The 19,819-nt window shown below is 49.9% G+C and carries 12 protein-coding genes, 5 tRNA genes and 3 rRNA genes; 7 read left to right on the top strand and 13 right to left on the bottom strand.

The features are described from left to right. Positions 1 to 337 precede the first annotated feature (337 nt). The 10 genes from rrf to E8E00_RS01685 form a co-directional block, all read right to left on the bottom strand. Positions 338 to 453 (bottom strand): 5S ribosomal RNA (rrf, locus tag E8E00_RS01730). 164 nt (positions 454 to 617) lie between these two features. After that, a 23S ribosomal RNA gene (locus E8E00_RS01725) occupies positions 618 to 3,505 on the bottom strand. A gap of 393 nt (positions 3,506 to 3,898) precedes the next feature. Beyond that, positions 3,899 to 3,974, bottom strand: a tRNA-Val gene (locus E8E00_RS01720). A gap of 12 nt (positions 3,975 to 3,986) precedes the next feature. After that, positions 3,987 to 4,062, bottom strand: a tRNA-Ala gene (locus tag E8E00_RS01715). A gap of 12 nt (positions 4,063 to 4,074) precedes the next feature. Continuing rightward, positions 4,075 to 4,150, bottom strand: a tRNA-Lys gene (locus tag E8E00_RS01710). Between the two features lie 3 nt (positions 4,151 to 4,153). After that, positions 4,154 to 4,229: transfer RNA gene (locus E8E00_RS01705), tRNA-Glu, on the bottom strand. A 224-nt stretch (positions 4,230 to 4,453) separates the two neighbouring features. After that, positions 4,454 to 6,008, bottom strand: a 16S ribosomal RNA gene (locus E8E00_RS01700). The 16S, 23S and 5S rRNA genes sit together here with 4 tRNA genes alongside, the layout of an rRNA operon. Positions 6,009 to 6,373: 365 nt before the next feature. Then, on the bottom strand, positions 6,374 to 6,586 hold the full coding sequence (locus E8E00_RS01695) for a hypothetical protein (protein WP_069589232.1): 213 nt from the start codon (positions 6,584 to 6,586) through the stop codon (positions 6,374 to 6,376). A gap of 75 nt (positions 6,587 to 6,661) precedes the next feature. Then, a complete protein-coding gene (locus E8E00_RS01690; protein ID WP_205907377.1) occupies positions 6,662 to 8,209 on the bottom strand; it encodes a PLP-dependent aminotransferase family protein in 1,548 nt (515 codons plus the stop codon). A 63-nt stretch (positions 8,210 to 8,272) separates the two neighbouring features. Continuing rightward, positions 8,273 to 8,359: transfer RNA gene (locus tag E8E00_RS01685), tRNA-Leu, on the bottom strand. Positions 8,360 to 8,575: 216 nt separating this feature from the next. Here E8E00_RS01685 and E8E00_RS01680 point away from each other — a divergent pair. The 7 genes from E8E00_RS01680 (at position 8,576) to E8E00_RS01650 (ending at position 16,065) form a co-directional block, all read left to right on the top strand. Further along, positions 8,576 to 9,076, top strand: coding sequence for an RDD family protein (locus E8E00_RS01680; protein WP_096629953.1), 501 nt, complete (start codon positions 8,576 to 8,578; stop codon positions 9,074 to 9,076). Between the two features lie 519 nt (positions 9,077 to 9,595). Further along, on the top strand, positions 9,596 to 11,038 hold the full coding sequence (locus E8E00_RS01675; protein ID WP_077457540.1) for a YfcC family protein: 1,443 nt from the start codon (positions 9,596 to 9,598) through the stop codon (positions 11,036 to 11,038). Between the two features lie 638 nt (positions 11,039 to 11,676). Continuing rightward, positions 11,677 to 12,897, top strand: a complete 1,221-nt coding sequence (gene arcA, locus E8E00_RS01670) for an arginine deiminase (RefSeq protein WP_069589238.1) — start codon at positions 11,677 to 11,679, stop codon at positions 12,895 to 12,897. 58 nt (positions 12,898 to 12,955) lie between these two features. Continuing rightward, positions 12,956 to 13,918 (top strand): carbamate kinase, encoded by a 963-nt coding sequence (gene arcC / locus E8E00_RS01665; RefSeq protein WP_069589240.1) that lies wholly within the window; start codon positions 12,956 to 12,958, stop codon positions 13,916 to 13,918. 26 nt (positions 13,919 to 13,944) lie between these two features. Then, positions 13,945 to 14,949, top strand: coding sequence for an ornithine carbamoyltransferase (argF, locus tag E8E00_RS01660; RefSeq protein WP_069589241.1), 1,005 nt, complete (start codon positions 13,945 to 13,947; stop codon positions 14,947 to 14,949). A 168-nt stretch (positions 14,950 to 15,117) separates the two neighbouring features. After that, on the top strand, positions 15,118 to 15,606 hold the full coding sequence (locus E8E00_RS01655; protein WP_069589242.1) for an arginine repressor: 489 nt from the start codon (positions 15,118 to 15,120) through the stop codon (positions 15,604 to 15,606). 66 nt (positions 15,607 to 15,672) lie between these two features. Beyond that, positions 15,673 to 16,065: a RidA family protein gene (locus E8E00_RS01650; protein ID WP_069589244.1), complete on the top strand. Its 393-nt coding sequence runs from the start codon at positions 15,673 to 15,675 to the stop codon at positions 16,063 to 16,065. A 61-nt stretch (positions 16,066 to 16,126) separates the two neighbouring features. On the opposite strand, the gene idi is transcribed toward E8E00_RS01650, so the two are convergent. The 3 genes from idi to parC all read right to left on the bottom strand — a co-directional run bounded on the left by idi (position 16,127) and on the right by parC (position 19,803). After that, complete coding sequence (idi, locus tag E8E00_RS01645) at positions 16,127 to 16,687, bottom strand: isopentenyl-diphosphate Delta-isomerase (RefSeq protein WP_077457544.1); 561 nt, start codon at positions 16,685 to 16,687, stop codon at positions 16,127 to 16,129. A gap of 14 nt (positions 16,688 to 16,701) precedes the next feature. Continuing rightward, the gene (locus E8E00_RS01640) at positions 16,702 to 17,436 is read right to left on the bottom strand and encodes a 1-acylglycerol-3-phosphate O-acyltransferase (protein ID WP_077479485.1); all 735 of its coding nucleotides are present in this window, start codon (positions 17,434 to 17,436) and stop codon (positions 16,702 to 16,704) included. Between the two features lie 108 nt (positions 17,437 to 17,544). Beyond that, positions 17,545 to 19,803: a DNA topoisomerase IV subunit A gene (gene parC / locus E8E00_RS01635; protein WP_096629956.1), complete on the bottom strand. Its 2,259-nt coding sequence runs from the start codon at positions 19,801 to 19,803 to the stop codon at positions 17,545 to 17,547. Between the last annotated feature and the right edge of the window lie 16 nt (positions 19,804 to 19,819).

The following is a 19,819-nucleotide window of genomic DNA, read 5'->3' as shown; positions in this document are numbered from 1 at the left end:
ATTTTCTCATCAAAGTCTTACATATATCCGCTTTGATGCTTACATTGCGAGCTATACGTAGAGGTTTTTGAAGCGAGACGCACAGGGCTGATGCCCCCTCAAGATACAAAAAAGCCCCGGCCATAAGGTCAGGGCTTGGTGTTTTCTCATCAAAGTCTTACGCATATCTGCTTTGATGCTTAAATTTTGTCTAATTAAAGCCTTATATGTAGCTGCTTTAATTAGGTTATCTTATTTGATGCGATGAGAATGTTGAATCGAGACGCGCAGTGTACGTCAGTACATGAGCATCGCAGATATCAACAGCATCGAGCTATCAACAAGATAAGCAATTAAAGCCTGGCGATGTCCTACTCTCACATGGGGAGACCCCACACTACCATCGGCGCTGCTTCGTTTCACTACTGAGTTCGGCATGGAGTCAGGTGGGTCCAAAGCGCTATGGTCGCCAAGCAAAATTTTGTCTGGAACAAAATTTAACGCACTTCAGTGCGGCCCGTCAGGGTCAAATACAAGGATGTATTTGATAAATTCGTTCCTAAATCTAGAAAGCTGTTCGTTCTCGCCACAATCAACTGGCTTATTTTAAGTCCAACCCAAAACCTCTTGGGTGTTGTATGGTTAAGCCTCACGGGCAATTAGTACAGGTTAGCTCAACGCCTCACAGCGCTTACACACCCTGCCTATCAACGTCGTCGTCTACGACAACCCTTTAGAGAGCTCGAAGCTCTAGGGATGACTCATCTCGGGGCCAGCTTCGCGCTTAGATGCTTTCAGCGCTTATCTGTGCCGAACTTAGCTACCGGGCAATGCGTCTGGCGACACAACCCGAACACCAGCGGTTCGTCCACTCCGGTCCTCTCGTACTAGGAGCAGCTCCCCTCAATCATCCAACGCCCACGGCAGATAGGGACCGAACTGTCTCACGACGTTCTAAACCCAGCTCGCGTACCACTTTAAATGGCGAACAGCCATACCCTTGGGACCGACTTCAGCCCCAGGATGTGATGAGCCGACATCGAGGTGCCAAACACCGCCGTCGATATGAACTCTTGGGCGGTATCAGCCTGTTATCCCCGGAGTACCTTTTATCCGTTGAGCGATGGCCCTTCCATTCAGAACCACCGGATCACTATGACCTACTTTCGTACCTGCTCGAGCCGTCACTCTCGCAGTTAAGCGGGCTTATGCCATTGCACTAACCTCACGATGTCCGACCGTGATTAGCCCACCTTCGTGCTCCTCCGTTACTCTTTGGGAGGAGACCGCCCCAGTCAAACTACCCACCAGGCACTGTCCTCACCCCGGATAACGGGGCTAAGTTAGAACATCAAACATACAAGGGTGGTATTTCAAGGATGGCTCCACAGCAACTGGCGTCGCCGCTTCAAAGCCTCCCACCTATCCTACACATGTAGGCTCAATGTTCAGTGCCAAGCTGTAGTAAAGGTTCACGGGGTCTTTCCGTCTAGCCGCGGGTACACAGCATCTTCACTGCGATTTCAATTTCACTGAGTCTCGGGTGGAGACAGCGTGGCCATCATTACGCCATTCGTGCAGGTCGGAACTTACCCGACAAGGAATTTCGCTACCTTAGGACCGTTATAGTTACGGCCGCCGTTTACCGGGGCTTCGATCAATGGCTTCTCTTGCGATAACCACATCAATTAACCTTCCGGCACCGGGCAGGCGTCACACCGTATACGTCATCTTTCGATTTTGCACAGTGCTGTGTTTTTAATAAACAGTTGCAGCCACCTGGTATCTGCGACTGCCCATAGCTCCATCCGCAAGGGACTTCACCGCGGGCAGCGTACCTTCTCCCGAAGTTACGGTACCATTTTGCCTAGTTCCTTCACCCGAGTTCTCTCAAGCGCCTTGGTATTCTCTACCCGACCACCTGTGTCGGTTTGGAGTACGGTTGCTACTTACCTGAAGCTTAGAGGCTTTTCCCGGAAGCATGGCATCAATGACTTCACCACCTTGGTGGCTCGACATCGTGTCTCGGCCTTGATTTCCCGGATTTGCCTAAGAAATCAGCCTACGCACTTGAACCTGGACTACCATCGCCAGGCCCACCTAGCCTTCTCCGTCCCCCCATCGCAGTAAGCAGCAGTACGGGAATATTAACCCGTTTCCCATCGACTACGCCTTTCGGCCTCGCCTTAGGGGCCGACTTACCCTGCCCCGATTAACGTTGGACAGGAACCCTTGGTCTTCCGGCGAGGAGGTTTTTCACCCCCTTTATCGTTACTCATGTCAGCATTCGCACTTGTGATACCTCCAGCATGCCTCTCAGCACACCTTCAACAGCTTACACAACGCTCCCCTACCCAATACCCATAAGGACATTGCCGCAGCTTCGGTGTATCGCTTAGCCCCGTTACATCTTCCGCGCAGGCCGACTCGACCAGTGAGCTATTACGCTTTCTTTAAATGATGGCTGCTTCTAAGCCAACATCCTGGCTGTCTGAGCCTTCCCACATCGTTTCCCACTTAGCGATAACTTTGGGACCTTAGCTGGCGGTCTGGGTTGTTTCCCTCTCCACGACGGACGTTAGCACCCGCCGTGTGTCTCCCGGATAGTACTTACTGGTATTCGGAGTTTGCAAAGGGTTGGTAAGTCGGGATGACCCCCTAGCCTTAACAGTGCTCTACCCCCAGTAGTATTCGTCCGAGGCGCTACCTAAATAGCTTTCGGGGAGAACCAGCTATCTCCGAGTTTGATTGGCCTTTCACCCCTAGCCACAGGTCATCTCCTAACTTTTCAACGTTAGTGAGTTCGGTCCTCCAGTTGATGTTACTCAACCTTCAACCTGCCCATGGCTAGATCACTCGGTTTCGGGTCTAATGCTAGCAACTACACGCCCAGTTAAGACTCGGTTTCCCTACGGCTCCCCTATGCGGTTAACCTTGCTACTAACATTAAGTCGCTGACCCATTATACAAAAGGTACGCGGTCACCCCACAAAGGAGGCTCCCACTGCTTGTACGTAGACGGTTTCAGGTTCTATTTCACTCCCCTCACAGGGGTTCTTTTCGCCTTTCCCTCACGGTACTGGTTCACTATCGGTCAGTCAGGAGTATTTAGCCTTGGAGGATGGTCCCCCCATGTTCAGACAAGATATCACGTGTCCCGTCCTACTCGATTTCACGACTAAGGCGCTGTCGGTTACGGGGCTATCACCCTTTATTGCCAGGTTTTCCAACCTGTTCACCTAACGCCTAAGCCGCTTAAGGGCTGCTCCGGGTTCGCTCGCCGCTACTGCCGGAATCTCAATTGATTTCTTTTCCTTCGGGTACTTAGATGTTTCAGTTCCCCGAGTTCGCCTCTTAGCGCTATGTATTCACGCTAAGATACCTGCTTATGCAGGTGGGTTTCCCCATTCGGAAATCCCAGACTCAAATGGCTTTTACTGCCTTATCTGGGCTTATCGCAAGTTAATACGTCCTTCATCGCCTCTGACTGCCAAGGCATCCACCGTCTACGCTTAATCACTTAACCATACAACCCCAAGAGGTCTTTTTGCTCGATCTTTCTCTTTTATACGGCCTCTTGCTCACCGTTTGCTTGGTCACGTAACACGTTACGCTCCCTGCGACAAACGCCTCGCGCGAGATTGTCTAAAAAAGAAATCTGCGTCGCAAAACCACTGAGTGTTGAATCATCAACTAATTAAGGTTTTGTTTTTGCCGGACTCAAAATAGAGACTTTGCTTATCACTAAGACAAAGCCCAAGCACACTTGATTGTGTGAGTGACATTTCTGTCACTGATTGAGAACTTTACTGTCATTCTTTAAGAATGACTTGTCAGCTTTCCAGATTGTTAAAGAGCATGTCGTTTATTGCTAAATAAACCACGTTCTAAAGATTCTTAAGTAAAAACCTTTAAAGCGTGGTGGGCGATACCGGGCTCGAACCAGTGACCCCCTCCTTGTAAGGGAGGTGCTCTCCCAACTGAGCTAATCGCCCATCCTTCAGACTTGGTGGAGCTAGGCGGGATCGAACCGCCGACCTCTTGCATGCCATGCAAGCGCTCTCCCAGCTGAGCTATAGCCCCGCGTCTGAGAAATGGTGGGTTGTACAGGATTCGAACCTGTGACCAATTGATTAAAAGTCAACTGCTCTACCAACTGAGCTAACAACCCAAGTGGCGTCCCATAGGGGAGTCGAACCCCTGTTACCGCCGTGAAAGGGCGGTGTCCTAGGCCTCTAGACGAATGGGACTTTATGCGGATGATTTATCTTCGCTAGCCGCGTTGCCTTCATTGCTCAGGCAATCACATAGTTTTTCTATGCTCAGGCCATTCGCATTTCAAGCGCCTTGCTATCCAAGCAAATCATCACGCCTAAGCAATAATTCCTAGGCGTGTTTGGCATTGGGATGCCAAACCTCTCTTTATACTTTCAACCTATACAATCTGTGTGAACACTCGCAAGAATAGCGTCAGTAAGGAGGTGATCCAGCCCCAGGTTCCCCTAGGGCTACCTTGTTACGACTTCACCCCAGTCATGAACCACACCGTGGTAAACGCCCTCCCGAAGGTTAAGCTATCTACTTCTGGTGCAGCCCACTCCCATGGTGTGACGGGCGGTGTGTACAAGGCCCGGGAACGTATTCACCGCAGCATTCTGATCTGCGATTACTAGCGATTCCGACTTCATGGAGTCGAGTTGCAGACTCCAATCCGGACTACGACAAACTTTAAGGGATTCGCTTAACATCGCTGTCTCGCTGCCCTCTGTATCTGCCATTGTAGCACGTGTGTAGCCCTACTCGTAAGGGCCATGATGACTTGACGTCGTCCCCACCTTCCTCCGGTTTATCACCGGCAGTCTCCCTGGAGTTCCCGACATTACTCGCTGGCAAACAAGGATAAGGGTTGCGCTCGTTGCGGGACTTAACCCAACATTTCACAACACGAGCTGACGACAGCCATGCAGCACCTGTCTCAGCGCTCCCGAAGGCACTCCTCTATCTCTAAAGGATTCGCTGGATGTCAAGAGTAGGTAAGGTTCTTCGCGTTGCATCGAATTAAACCACATGCTCCACCGCTTGTGCGGGCCCCCGTCAATTCATTTGAGTTTTAACCTTGCGGCCGTACTCCCCAGGCGGTCTACTTAATGCGTTAGCTCCGAAAGCCAAAGTCTTAAACCTCAGCCTCCAAGTAGACATCGTTTACGGCGTGGACTACCAGGGTATCTAATCCTGTTTGCTACCCACGCTTTCGCATCTGAGCGTCAGTCTTTGTCCAGGGGGCCGCCTTCGCCACTGGTATTCCTTCAGATCTCTACGCATTTCACCGCTACACCTGAAATTCCACCCCCCTCTACAAGACTCTAGCCTGCCAGTTTCAAATGCGGTTCCGAGGTTGAGCCCCGGGCTTTCACATCTGACTTAACAAACCGCCTGCATGCGCTTTACGCCCAGTAATTCCGATTAACGCTCGCACCCTCCGTATTACCGCGGCTGCTGGCACGGAGTTAGCCGGTGCTTCTTCTGCAGCTAACGTCAAGCAATGCACGTATTAAGTACACTACCTTCCTCACTGCTGAAAGTGCTTTACAACCCGAAGGCCTTCTTCACACACGCGGCATGGCTGCATCAGGGTCTCCCCCATTGTGCAATATTCCCCACTGCTGCCTCCCGTAGGAGTCTGGGCCGTGTCTCAGTCCCAGTGTGGCTGATCATCCTCTCAAACCAGCTAAGGATCGTCGCCTTGGTAAGCCATTACCTTACCAACTAGCTAATCCTAACTGGGCCCATCCCAACGCGATAGCTTACATGTAGAGGCCACCTTTGGTCCGTAGACATTATGCGGTATTAGCCGTCGTTTCCAACGGTTATCCCCCTCGTCAGGGCAGGTTCCCAGCCGTTACTCACCCGTCCGCCGCTCGACGTCCAGTAAATCCACCGAAGCTTCAATACTGCCGTTTCCGCTCGACTTGCATGTGTTAGGCCTGCCGCCAGCGTTCAATCTGAGCCATGATCAAACTCTTCAATTAAAGTTTTTTCGAAACCGAAGTTTCAGCTCAATGAATACTGATTACTGTTTATCTCCGAAGAGAAAAACGAATTGACTGTGCCGAATAACTAAAAGTTATCGTTTGGTCACTCAGTTCATCGAATAAATCTTTTTGTCTATTCTCAACGAGTGCCCACACAGATTGCATAGGTCAAATTGTTAAAGAGCGTGTCGATTTAGTGGTCGGCATTTCGTGACTTGCGTCTCATTGCCCCGTCGACAGGAAGCGCAGTATAGAGATTTCAGTTTTTCCCGCAACCCCTAAATATAAAAAAAATGCGCCTTGCGGTTTGTTTGTCTACAAAACAAACAAAAACCGTCAAGACGCCAAAGATTACCGTTCAATTAATGCTGATTCTGGCGCTCTTCTGCCCGCTCTTTCGCGCGGCAATGTCGAATAGACGCCCACGCCATAAAGAAAAGTACAAAAGGGATGGCGCCAGCGGTCCATTCAGCCCACGTGTAGTAAGCCAATGTTTCAATAATGATGACATGGCCCAGAATCAGTAGGGCTGCGCAGATAATCGCAACGACCATCATGCTTAGCTCTGATTTCATCCTTTTCTCCCCCTAAAGTGTGTGCCCAGTTAGTGTATGCCTAGGGCCAGTGACGGGATTAGTACAAAGCCACCGCTATTTAGCTGTAACAGTATCGGCTATTGATAAAGATGAGAGCACAGTCGCAATCTGTGTAAGGCCGCTGTCAACGCTCGCTGGCGCATCAGCATCAACAGTCTCAGGTGCACTGATAGAGAAGTTTAAGCGGAAGCTGTCGTTAAACCGATCGTCAGTGGCAAACAAAGCGCCCGGTGCGAGTGTAATGCCATATGGCAGGAGTTCTCGAAATAGCTGGCGAGTGTCCATGCCATTATTCAGTGTGACCCATAAGAAGTAGCCACCTTGAGGGTCGGTGATCGATGCACTCGTCGGCAAAATACGACGCAGACTGTCACGTACCGCGTGTTTACGCTGTAACAAGGCAGTGCGCAAACGGCGCAGGTGTGCGTCATATCCACCCTGCTGCAAATAATGCGCGATAGCGAGCTGGTTAGGAGCACCGACAGATAAACTAGACACATACTGTCGCTTTTCAATTTGTGTGGCATAACATCCTGCCGCCACCCAACCGACCCTGAAACCAGGCGCTAACTGTTTCGAAAACGACCCACAATGCAAAACCAGCCCTTGGCTGTCATAACACTTCAGTGGCATGGGGCGTGATTCAGAGAAAAAGAGCTCACCATAGACATCGTCTTCTATTAAAGGGACTTGGTGATGCGCGAGCAGTGATACCAGTGCTGGTCTATCTTTTTCAGGAATCGATGCCCCCGTTGGGTTATGAAAGTTACTCATCAGCCAACAAGCAGCTACGTGGTGAGTACTCAACGCAGCTTCAAGCGCGTTTATATTTACTCCCGTTTCAGGATCGACCGGCACGGGCACGGGTTCCAGTTGCAACCGCTCAAGGGTTTGCAGCACCCCATAAAAGGCTGGCGCTTCGATAATCACTTTATCCCCGGGCTGAGTCAGGGCCGCCAGTGATAGGCTTAACGCTTCGATGGCACCATTGGTGATGATGATCTCATCCATCGCCACTTTTATTCCTTGCCGCAGATAGCGCTGCGCAATCATGCGACGCAAGCCTTCATCGCCGGGAGGAAGCATGGTGAGATAATCTGGATGCGATGATTGACGAAGAACTCGTGCCATCGCCCGCCCTAACGCTTGCATGGGAAATAGCGTGGGATCAGGGAACGCCGAGCCGAACGGAAAGCACGAGCCTGACTTGCTCGCACTGATCACATCAAAGACATCTTGATGCGCCTGCAGCCAATGAGAGTCTGCTTGAGGACGCGCCAAAGAGTCGGAGGACAATTGATTGTAATGCGGACGCACAAAGTATCCAGCTCTGGGGCGAGCCTCAACCCAGCCATCTGCTTCTAACTGCTCATAAGCGCGCATGACAGTCATTGGGCTAACATGTTGGAGGCGGCTCATCTCACGAACGGAAGGGATCCGCTCACCGGCTTGCCACACCCTTTGATCGATTTGCGTTTTTACCCAAACGGCGATGTCTTGATAGCGAACTTGCACCATACCACTCCCTGTGACAACCACGGCTCGATAATACCTTGCCGTGTTCGCTTTGCCTTGCGCGATACCCGAGGATTGTGAAGTCATCACGATTCAGGCGACATAAACGAAAAAAGCCCCTGTCTTTCAACAGGGGCTTTTTTTGGGATTTGGTGCCGAGAGAGGGACTTGAACCCTCACACCCGTTAAGGCGGCGGATTTTGAATCCGCTGCGTCTACCAATTCCGCCATCTCGGCAAGTGCTGGCAATTATACGTACCGCCCTTTCGAGTGCAAGCATTAAAAAACAAAAAATGTTTGTTCGCGCTATTTTTAACCAATTCGCGGTTAAATACATCAAAGGCGGTGTAATCATGAGCAAACGACATCGCAAAACCGCCCTATCAGCTTACTCACCCAAACAGTGAATGTGCTAGGCTAGCGGCGACTTTGATACTTGGATGTAGCTAAACCATGCAGACTTCTTCTATTGCATGCCCAACCGCCGGTTTTTTTCGCCGTCTTGCTGTTTGGGTTTATGATCTTTTGATTGTTGCCGCATTACTTATGCTTGCGGGCGGCGCGGTGATGGCAGCATTGGCTATCGCACAAGCGCTCGGGATGTCGATGACACCTTATCAAGATGCCAGTGATTTCCTCACCCATCACCCAATCGCGCAGCCTCTTTACACCGCCTATCTCGCCTGTGTGATTTGCGGGTTCTACGGCTACTTCTGGTGTAAAGCCGGTCAGACGCTGGGGATGCGGGCCTGGCGCCTGCGTATTCAAAATGCTGACGGTAGTAATATTCGCCCTACACAAGCACTGATTCGTCTTGCGACATCCTGCTTTGGGCTCGGTAACCTTATCGTGATTTTCGATAAGAACAACCGCGCGTTTCAAGATCATTTCGCAGAGTGCGACATGATCGTGTTACCGAAGCCCGCCAAAACCCCGAAAAGAAAGAAACAATAGCTATTATTGGGAAGGCTGTAGTGCCTTCCTCTTTTCTTCAATAATTCTATCGCAACCTCGAAATTTGATATAAAACAAAAAAACAGCGAGTTTTTAATCCTGCGACATTTTTACTTAATCTGCTTTTTATTCACCACACCTATCGAGTAAATGTGACTAATTACGCAGTCTATTCACATAGAAAAGTCATGGTAGCTTGGTGGTTAGCGGTTAAACCAAATTTAAAACAATAAAAACCCACTTCACCATCATACTAAGAACACTCTGATTGATATATCTAAGCACGCAAACTAAACAGCCATTCACTTTTAACCTGCTCATCAATTAAGCGACAGCATACAGTCCCTTTCTTTTGTGAGATATCACTAAGAACTATTCACGGATGCACTTTTACAATAAAGAAAAAGCCACTGACGACGGCAGATAAGAACAACGAAAATAACGTGAAACTTAAAAGAGTTACCTCAACACGTGTAGTGCCCTATTTTATTGCACTCAGAAGAGGTATGAGGAGATAGTATGAGTACCCAAAGTGTTCCTGAAAAAAAAGGTTGGTTCGCCAATCTCAAATTCCCATCCGCCTATACCATATTGTTCATTCTGATTGCCTTGGTCGCCGCGCTTAGTTGGATAGTACCTGCCGGTCAGTACGAACGAGAATATAACGCTGAACTCGGCCGAGATGTGCCTGTGTCAGGCACCTACCACCAAGTAGAGAGTAACCCTCAAGGCGTGGTCGACGTGCTGCTGGCCCCCATTGACGGTTTTTATAACCACGAAACCTATGAAGCAGCCGCCATTGATGTCTCACTCTTCATCCTCATTATTGGTGGCTTTTTAGGTCTGGTGACCAAAACCGGTGCCATTGATGCAGGGATTGAGCGGGTGACCAAACGCTTAGAAGGACGCGAAGAGTGGATGATCCCTATCCTAATGGGCCTCTTTGCCGCGGGCGGTACGATTTACGGGATGGCCGAAGAGTCCTTGCCTTTTTATACCCTACTCGTCCCTGTGATGATGGCGGCACGCTTTGACCCTGTGGTTGCAGCGGCTACCGTACTCCTTGGTGCCGGTATTGGTACTTTAGGATCAACCATCAACCCGTTTGCAACTGTTATTGCCGCGAATGCCGCCGGTATCCCTTTTACCGATGGTATTCTGTTACGCCTCGCTATCCTGGCCATTGGCTGGCTTATCTGTGTTGCCTATGTGATGCGTTATGCCCGCAAAGTGCGCGCCGACCAGAGCCAATCCATTGTTTATGATCAGTTTGAGAGCAATAAAAAACACTTCCTTGGCGATCATGACGAAACACAAACGCTTGCTTTCACTACCACGCGTAAAGTGATCTTAGGCATTTTTGCTGCCGCGTTTGCCGTGATGATCTATGGTGTATCCTCGCTAGGATGGTGGATGGCCGAGATCTCTGCCGTTTTCCTCGGTGCTGCGATTATTATTGGTCTGATTGCACGTATGAGTGAAGAAGAGATCACCACCAGCTTTATTGATGGCGCACGAGACCTTCTGGGGGTGGCCCTTATCATCGGTATTGCCCGCGGTATCGTGGTGATAATGGATAAAGGCATGATCACAGATACCATCTTAAACAGTGCTGAAGGTATGGTGACTGGGCTATCGTCTTTTGTTTTTATCAACGTTATGTATTGGCTGGAAGTCTTGCTGTCTTTCTTGGTGCCATCGTCATCTGGTTTAGCAGTCCTCACCATGCCTATCATGGCGCCACTGGCTGACTTTGCAAACGTTGGGCGCGAGTTAGTCGTAACCGCTTATCAATCTGCATCCGGTGTCGTCAACCTCGTCACCCCAACCTCCGGCGTGGTGATGGGTGGCCTTGCGATCGCTCGCGTTCCCTATGTTAAATGGATCAAATGGGTGGCGCCTTTACTCGGTATTCTTACCATCATGATTATGATCATGCTCAGTGTAGGTGTCATGCTATAACCTCTATTGATACACCGACTAGCGCGCTCACGTATTCGTCAGCGCGCTTTTTTATGTCTGCCACTCCCTCGCTCAACCATGCTTCACCACGCTGATATATTCCTCTTCTCTTCTCATAACAACATGGCACCGTATTTCTCTTTTTTACACCGTTCCGTTACCGGTATAAAACAAACATCCTCCATCCGGACACTGAGTACAGTTATTTTACACTTTTAACAAAAAACGTATTTATATCGACATCAATCACAGTTTTGAGGAAAAAAACGGCTTTATTTGTTAACAAAGAAAAAATATAAAGATAGCCATTCACTTATTACGCATACCCTCATCATTCAAAGTAATACTGATTGGCATAAAAAAGAAAACAGATCCGCATTAACAAAGGGAAATTAAAAAATATTTCGTTAGACACTCACAATTCCTGCTTAATTATTAAAAAACAAAAAAACCTCATGCCATAAATACCATTAACACAGGGTAAAAAAGGCAAAATACAATGTTTTAATTCACTGTGATCTAACTTCAAGAATACCCCAGACACCGCGTTAGAATGAATCTGTACCCAATAATACATCTGCACTTTTTATTCATCCCTTACGATAAAAAGCCAAGCAGAGATATACGGAGAAAGAAAGATGAACAACTTCTATGTCGGCTCTGAAATTGGTCAATTACGTACCGTGATGCTGCATCGTCCTGAGCGTGCGCTCACCCACTTAACACCATCAAACTGTCATGACTTACTGTTTGATGATGTTCTGTCCGTTGAACGTGCAGGTGAAGAGCATGACAAATTTGCTCAAACCCTACGTGATCAAGGCGTTGAAGTCCTCCTGCTCCAAAATCTACTGGCTGAGACTCTAGATGTACCTGAAGCCAAAGACTGGCTGATGAACCTAAAAATCTCGGATTATACCTTCGGCCCTTCGTTTGCTAATGACATCCGTTGCTATTTGAATGACCTGCCTCACCATGAACTCGCGTCGATGTTCTTAGGTGGATTGGCCTACTCTGAGCTGCCAATTGCAACAACCTCTATGTTGCAAGCCATGCACGCACCGTCCGACTTTATTATTGATCCACTCCCCAACCACCTATTCACCCGCGATACCTCCTGCTGGGTTTACGGTGGTGTATCAATTAACCCAATGGCGAAACCCGCGCGTAAACGTGAAACCAATCATCTTCGCGCCATTTATAAATGGCACCCTCGCTTTGCGAACGGTGATTTTATTACCTACTTCGGCGGCGAAAATATCGACTATGACAACGCCACCATTGAAGGCGGCGATGTTACCGTCCTCGGCAAGGGCGTGGTGCTTATCGGTATGTCCGAGCGCACAACCCCACAAGGGGTAGAAAACTTGGCTTCTAGCTTATTTAGACACGGCCAAGCCAAACAAGTGATTGCGATGGAGCTACCGAAACACCGCTCTTGCATGCACCTTGATACCGTGATGACCCATATGCGCGAAGATACCTTCTCGGTATACCCAGAAGTGATCCGTAAAGACATCAAATGCTGGAGCCTCACCGGTGATCGCACCGGCAAGCTAAACGTTCGCGAAGAGGATTACTTCCTGACCGCGATTGAAAAAGGACTGGATGTTGGCCCACTAAATCTGATCACCACAGGGGGGGACAGCTTCGAAGCCGAACGCGAACAGTGGAATGATGCTAACAACGTACTGACTGTCCGTCCTGGCGTAGTCGTGGGTTATGAACGCAACACCTATACCAATGAAAAGTATGACAAAGCGGGTATCACTGTGTTGTCGATTCCTGGTGACGAATTAGGTCGCGGTCGTGGCGGAGCACGCTGCATGAGCTGCCCAATCCATCGTGACGGCATCTAATCACCTTGTTGGGCTGAGCAAGTAGCTCAGCCCCCACCGACTGTAGAGAGTATTAAGTATGAAAAAACAAACTGTGGTGGTGGCACTCGGAGGCAATGCACTCCTTCGCCGGGGTGAGCCTTTAGAAGCTGACATTCAACGCGCCAATATTGCCAAAGCAGCAAAAACCATTGCGGCGATTGGCGAACAATACAACGTGGTGCTCGTGCACGGTAATGGTCCACAGGTTGGCCTACTCGCCTTACAGGGGCTGGAGTATAAATCCGTCACGCCATATCCACTTGACGTTCTCGGTTCAGAAACCCAAGGCATGATTGGCTATATGTTAATGCAAGAGCTGCATAACTTAGCCCCCGAGCAACACGTTTCTTGCATGCTCACGCAAATGACCGTCGATCCAAATGATCCCGCGTTTGCCAATCCCACCAAGCCCATTGGTCCCGTTTACGACCAACAAGAGGCCTCGGCGCTGGCTGAAAAATACGGCTGGGATATCAAACCAGATGGCCAATATTATCGTCGTGTTGTACCCAGCCCACAACCAACCGGCATTGTAGAAGATGACGCCATCGCTAGCCTGATTGCGCAAGGACACCTTGTGATTTGTACCGGTGGTGGCGGCATTCCTGTGATTCAAGAGGGGAATCAGCTTAAAGGGATTGAGGCTGTGATTGATAAAGACATGTCAGCGGCTTTCCTTGCTCGTCAAATCAATGCCGATGCTTTGCTGATTTTGACCGATGCCGACGCGGTGTATTTGGACTATGGCCAACCCACCCAACGCGCATTGGCAGATACCACCCCTGATGATCTAAGCCAATACACCTTCGACGCTGGCTCCATGGGACCCAAAATTGACGCGTCCTGCGAATTTATCCGTCAAGGCGGAAAACTGGTTGGCATCGGTGCCTTAGAGGATGGCCTTGCCATTCTTGCCGGCCAAGCCGGTACACGTATTCGTGCCCAAGCAGTCAATAACAACAATATTTCTCACGGCCAACCTGCACCAGCGCAAGCCTGAGACCAATAACGAGAGGATTACCCACTATGGCATTTAATCTACGTAACCGTAACTTTCTAAAGCTGCTGGACTTCACACCCCGTGAGATCCAACACTTTATCGACATGGCCATTGAACTCAAAAAAGCCAAATACAATGGCTATGAAACCCCACGTTTAAAAGGCAAAAATATCGCGCTGATCTTTGAAAAGTCGTCGACTCGTACCCGTTGTGCGTTTGAAACCGCCGTGTTCGACCAAGGCGGACAAGTCAGCTATATCGGCCCAACAGGCTCTCAAATTGGCCACAAAGAATCCATGAAAGATACAGCCCGTGTGCTTGGTCGCATGTATGACGGCATTGAATACCGTGGCTTTGGCCAAGCGATTGTTGAAGAGCTGGGCGAATATGCTGGTGTGCCGGTCTGGAACGGGTTAACCACCGAGTTTCACCCCACTCAAATCTTGGCGGATTTGATGACCATGATTGAACATGGTCGTGGAAAACAGCTTCACGAAATGCGCTTTGCGTACCTCGGTGATGCCCGAAACAACATGGGCAACTCTCTGATGGTCGGTGCGGCTAAAATGGGGATGGATATTCGTCTAGTGGCGCCAAAAGCATTCTGGCCCGAAGAAGAACTGGTTGCACAATGCCGCGCGATCGCTGAACAAACGGGCGCACGCATTACCCTCACCGAGGACGTGCAGGAAGGTGTCAAAGACTGTGATTTCTTGTACACCGACGTGTGGGTATCTATGGGTGAATCCAAAGAAGCATGGGATGAGCGTGTCGCATTGATGAAGCCTTACCAAGTCAATATGGACGTGGTCAAAGCAACCGGCAATCCACACGTAAAATTCATGCATTGCTTACCTGCTTTCCACAACAACGAAACCACCGTGGGTGCGGAAATCGAAGCCAAATATGGCTTAAAAGGACTGGAAGTGACAGAAGATGTCTTCGAGTCCGACTATTCAATTGTCTTTGATGAAGCAGAAAATCGCCTGCACACCATCAAAGCGGTCATGGTTGCCACGCTCGGCGACTGATCCACGCGCCGGGTGCCTATGCATCCGGCGTCTATTCTTTGCGTCAAGCAGTGACCATCATCAAGGTTTGCCCCCGCCAACACTGATACTATGCGTTTAAAATCACCAGAAAGCAGTGAAATTCACTATTTTCGAGGTTAATAGCCATCGATTATAAAGGAGTGACCGGTGAGTGATTATGCAATTCCGTCGGTGACAGCCTCCAATCCGGAGGAGAATATCCTCTCAGCCTGCCGGCATTTATTACAAACCCAAAGCTTTACCACCCAAGACGAAGTGCGTCAGCAGTTGGTCCAACTGGGGTATCTCGACGTCAGCCAATCTACCGTCTCTCGTTTGCTCTCCAAACTTGGAGTGGCAAAGATCCCCAATGCACATGGACAGAAGGTGTATTCGATCAGCGGCGATATTGAGCCCGTTTACGCGGTGTCATCGGTAGGATCTCAAATTGATGAAATCACGTGCAGTCATGCCATGGTGGTGATCAAAACCCACCCTGGTGGTGCGCAGTTGATCGCGCGCTTAATCGATCTGAATCGTCACCCTGCGATTTTAGGCACGGTAGGCGGTAACGACACGATTTTCGTTGCACCTCGCCGTGTGAGCGAGTTGAACTTATGCGAAAAAGCAGTACGAGAACGTCTGGCAAGCGAGTAAGTACTTTACCTCGCCGCGCAACCGTTGCAGACTATTAACGTCGCTTTTTTAACAAAGGAACACAGCATGACCCAAGTACTGCAAACTGAGCAGGCACCTGAAGCTATTGGCCCATATTCACAGGGTGTCGATCTCGGCAACATGGTACTGACTTCCGGTCAGATCCCTGTCAATCCAGTGACTGGTCAAATTTCACCAGAGATCACTGCTCAAACACGCCAATCACTCGATAACGTTAAAGCCGTTGTTGAAGCGGCGGGCCTCAAAGTGAATGACATTGTTAAACTGACTGTCTTCGTTAAAAACCTTGAGGACTTTGCGGAAATCAATAAAGTCTACGGCGCTTTCTTTGATGAGCACGGCGTAGAAAACTATCCCGCCCGTTCTTGTGTGGAAGTCGCTCGCCTTCCTAAAGATGTAGATATTGAGATTGAAGGGATTGCGGTGCGTCACGCGTAACCTATGCCCTTGCATACAAGAAAGCGGCGTTTGACGCCGCTTTTTTTATGCTTCCTCACACCTAAGCCATAGCATGCGCTGGCGTCATCGCACAAATGTGAGCAAATACCTGTGAGAACCAAGCCGTAAATTGCTCCGGCGAGTCCGCCAGTGCCGCTTGTATATCTTGCTCCGACCACCAGCGACAATCCGATACCTCATCCGGGTTTAAGATCATCTCCACATGATTAACTTCGCACGCAATCACCTGATCCCACTCGTGCTCAACCAGACCGTTATCCAGTTCAGCACGGTAGATAAAGACAGGCCCCATGGCGAAATCAAGCGGACGTGCAATACCAAGCTCTTCATATAAACGCCGCTTGGCCGCGGCAGCCACAGGTTCATCTTTTTTGGGGTGCGAGCAGCAGGTATTGGTCCATAACCCACCGCTATGATATTTGCTGTCAGCACGACGCTGAAGCAAGAACTCACGCTCACCGTCTTGGTTAAGACGGTATAACATGAGCGAAAAGGCCGAGTGCAGCCATCCTTGCTGGTGGGCCTCCAACTTTTCAGCGGTCCCCTTGGGTTCACCCTCAGGTGACACCAAGACCACATGGTGACGCTGGGTTGGGGTCATGAGACACTCCTCAATTATGCAGACTGCTTATTACGCTCAGCCACTTCCGCATCCAACTGCTCAAGTTTCGCTTTCATCAGTTGATGACAGTGTGCAGCAAGTTCGCGCACATTCTCTTTACTGTAGCCCTCGACTGATATCGGTGCCATCACTTCCACAATCACATGACCGTTGTTCCAACGGTTCGCTTTGCAATGATGGGTCGAGCTACATACCACCGGTACCAGCGGCACTTGTGCGCCAATGGCAGCATGGAATGCGCCCGTTTTAAACGGCAATAAGCCGCGGCCACGCGAACGTGTTCCCTCTGGGAATAACCATACGCATAATTGCTTCTCACGGATCTTTTCAATCACTTGAGCAATGGTTCCCATCGCTTTGCTGCGGTTAGCACGATCAATCAATACGTTTCCGGTAAGCCAATACAGTTGACCAAAAATCGGGATCCACAACAGGCTTTTTTTGCCCACAGTGACCGCACCCGGCATCAGTGCATTCGAGAGCGTGACCATGTCCCAGTTACTTTGGTGGTTAGCAATACACACACTCGCGCCCGGTTCACGTGGTGCGCCCTCGGCAAAGCGCAGCTCTACCTTGGTACCAAATAAGCCAGAAAGACGACCAAACCATTTACTAATCTGGTAGCAGTTGCGTGGGTTACGTGGACTGAGCAGGCAATACAGCCCACCAAACACAAATAGCAAGATTGCGACAATCAGTACGGCAATCAGCCGTAACACAATAATCATTTCTCTCTCCAAAAGAGCAGACTGTCAAAGGCGAGTCAGTATACGGATTCGGAACAAAAATGCACCTAGTGAAAAAACGCACCTTCCAAAGAAGGTGCGTTCATCGGACTAGCTGTCTTGCTCGTCAATAAGGATTTCTACCGCGGAGACCCGTTGCAGGCCTCGTGGCAGCATGCTGCCACGACGACCCCGCTCACCACGGAAGTTGTCGAGATCGGCCGCTTTTAAGGTCAACTTACGTTTGCCTGCATGCAGGGTCACGCCTGCTCCTTGCGGTAAGACATGTAACTGACTGAGCACCTCATCACGTGATTTGGCGCGCGCACCAGGGATATTGATGATCTTGTTTCCTTTACCTTTGCCCAACTGTGGCAAATCATGGATAGGGAATACCAACATCCGTCCCTCATTGGAAATGGCCAAGATCTGATCCGTTTCTAAGTCGTGAATACGGCGAGGCGGCATCACTTCGGCATGCTCAGGCACAGTTAACAGCGCTTTACCACTACGGTTTTTCGACAGCATGTCTACCTGTTTACACACAAAGCCATAGCCTGCATCCGAGGCAAGTAACGTCAGTTGGCTTTCATCCGCCATCATCACATGGCGAATCGACGAGCCTGGAGTGATATTGATACGACCTGTGATCGGTTCACCCTGACTGCGCGCCGACGGCAAGGTGTGCGATTCAATGGCATAGCTACGTCCGTCTGACCCCAAGAACACCGCAGGTTGATTGCTCTTGCCCGGCGCCGCATCGAGAAACTTGTCTCCCGCTTTATAGTTAAGCCCAGCCGCATCAACATCGTGCCCCTTGGCATGACGGATCCACCCTTTTTCCGACAGCACCACGGTAATCGGCTCACTGGGGATCAAATCACGCTCCGTCATGGCTTTGGCTTCTTCACGTTCCACCAACGGCGAGCGTCGATCATCACCGTACTTTTCAGCATCGGCGAGGATCTCTTTTTTGATCAAGGTATTCAACCGACGCTCTGAGCCTAACAGGGTTTGCAACTTGTCCCGCTCTTTACTGAGCTCATCTTGCTCACCACGGATTTTGATCTCTTCGAGTTTGGCCAATTGACGCAGTTTGATCTCTAGAATCGCTTCCGCTTGCTTCTCACTAAGCCCAAAGCGCTTGATCAGTTCTGCCTTTGGATCATCCTCACTGCGGATGATTTCAATCACCTCATCAATATTGAGGTACGCGACCAATAAGCCCTCAAGAATGTGCAAACGCGCCAACACCTTCTCGAGACGATACTCCAAGCGACGACGCACCGTATCCCGACGGAACGTCAACCACTCCGACAGGATCATTTGCAGCCCTTTTACTTGCGGGCGTGCATCGAGGCCGATCATATTGAGGTTAACGCGATAGTTTTTCTCAAGATCCGTTGACGCGAATAAGTGATTCATCAACTGATCACTATCAACTCGGTTAGAGCGCGGCACCACCACGATACGTGTCGGGTTTTCGTGGTCAGACTCATCACGCAAGTCATCGACCATCGGCAGTTTTTTCGCCCGCATTTGGTTGGCGATTTGCTCGAGTAACTTGGCGCCAGAGACTTGATGCGGCAGTGCTGTGATCACAATGTCGCCGCTTTCTTTGTGCCAACGAGCTCGCATCTTGATGCTGCCACGACCACTGGTATAGAGCTTTTTCAGCTCGTGATGAGGTGTAATGACTTCTGCTTCAGTCGGATAATCCGGCCCTTTGACGTATTCCATCAGGCCATCCAGATCGATACTGGGTTTATCAATCATCGCCGCCAGCGCGTTAGCAAGTTCGCGCGCATTGTGCGGGGGAATATCGGTGGCCATACCAACCGCAATCCCGGTCACCCCATTGAGGAGAATATGAGGAAGGCGCGCAGGTAAGGTTTTCGGCTCTTTCATGGTGCCATCAAAGTTTGGCACCCAATCCACGGTTCCTTGTCCCAGCTCTTGTAAGAGGACTTCCGAGAAGCGCGACAGGCGTGACTCGGTATAACGCATCGCCGCGAACGATTTGGGATCGTCCGGCGCCCCCCAGTTACCTTGACCATCCACCAGTGGATAACGATAAGAGAAAGGTTGCGCCATCAATACCATGGCTTCGTAGCAGGCAGAATCACCATGAGGGTGATACTTACCGAGCACGTCCCCAACGGTACGCGCTGATTTTTTATATTTGGCGGAGGCAGACAGCCCCAGCTCAGACATTGCATAAATAATTCGGCGCTGTACCGGTTTTAATCCGTCACCGATAAACGGCAGCGCACGGTCCATGATGACGTACATCGAGTAGTTGAGGTAAGCATCCTCTGTAAACTTGCGCAAGGCAAGCTGCTCGACGCCATCATAAGTCACCTCTGTCATGCTGATAGTATCCCGT

It is taken from the genome of Salinivibrio sp. YCSC6, assembly GCF_004916735.1.
Lineage (GTDB): Bacteria > Pseudomonadota > Gammaproteobacteria > Enterobacterales > Vibrionaceae > Salinivibrio > Salinivibrio proteolyticus.
This window is presented reverse-complemented; position numbering and strand designations above follow the sequence as displayed.

What these genes read in the sequence shown, in the direction of transcription:
- E8E00_RS01640 (WP_077479485.1), bottom strand. Translation starts at nt 17,436, where the DNA reads ATGATTATTGTGTTACGGCTGATTGCCGTACTGATTGTCGCAATCTTG.
- E8E00_RS01690 (WP_205907377.1), bottom strand. Translation starts at nt 8,209, where the DNA reads ATGACTTCACAATCCTCGGGTATCGCGCAAGGCAAAGCGAACACGGCA.
- arcA (WP_069589238.1), top strand. Translation starts at nt 11,677, where the DNA reads ATGAACAACTTCTATGTCGGCTCTGAAATTGGTCAATTACGTACCGTG.
- E8E00_RS01695 (WP_069589232.1), bottom strand. Translation starts at nt 6,586, where the DNA reads ATGAAATCAGAGCTAAGCATGATGGTCGTTGCGATTATCTGCGCAGCC.
- E8E00_RS01675 (WP_077457540.1), top strand. Translation starts at nt 9,596, where the DNA reads ATGAGTACCCAAAGTGTTCCTGAAAAAAAAGGTTGGTTCGCCAATCTC.
- argF (WP_069589241.1), top strand. Translation starts at nt 13,945, where the DNA reads ATGGCATTTAATCTACGTAACCGTAACTTTCTAAAGCTGCTGGACTTC.
- E8E00_RS01650 (WP_069589244.1), top strand. Translation starts at nt 15,673, where the DNA reads ATGACCCAAGTACTGCAAACTGAGCAGGCACCTGAAGCTATTGGCCCA.
- arcC (WP_069589240.1), top strand. Translation starts at nt 12,956, where the DNA reads ATGAAAAAACAAACTGTGGTGGTGGCACTCGGAGGCAATGCACTCCTT.
- parC (WP_096629956.1), bottom strand. Translation starts at nt 19,803, where the DNA reads ATGACAGAGGTGACTTATGATGGCGTCGAGCAGCTTGCCTTGCGCAAG.
- E8E00_RS01680 (WP_096629953.1), top strand. Translation starts at nt 8,576, where the DNA reads ATGCAGACTTCTTCTATTGCATGCCCAACCGCCGGTTTTTTTCGCCGT.
- idi (WP_077457544.1), bottom strand. Translation starts at nt 16,687, where the DNA reads ATGACCCCAACCCAGCGTCACCATGTGGTCTTGGTGTCACCTGAGGGT.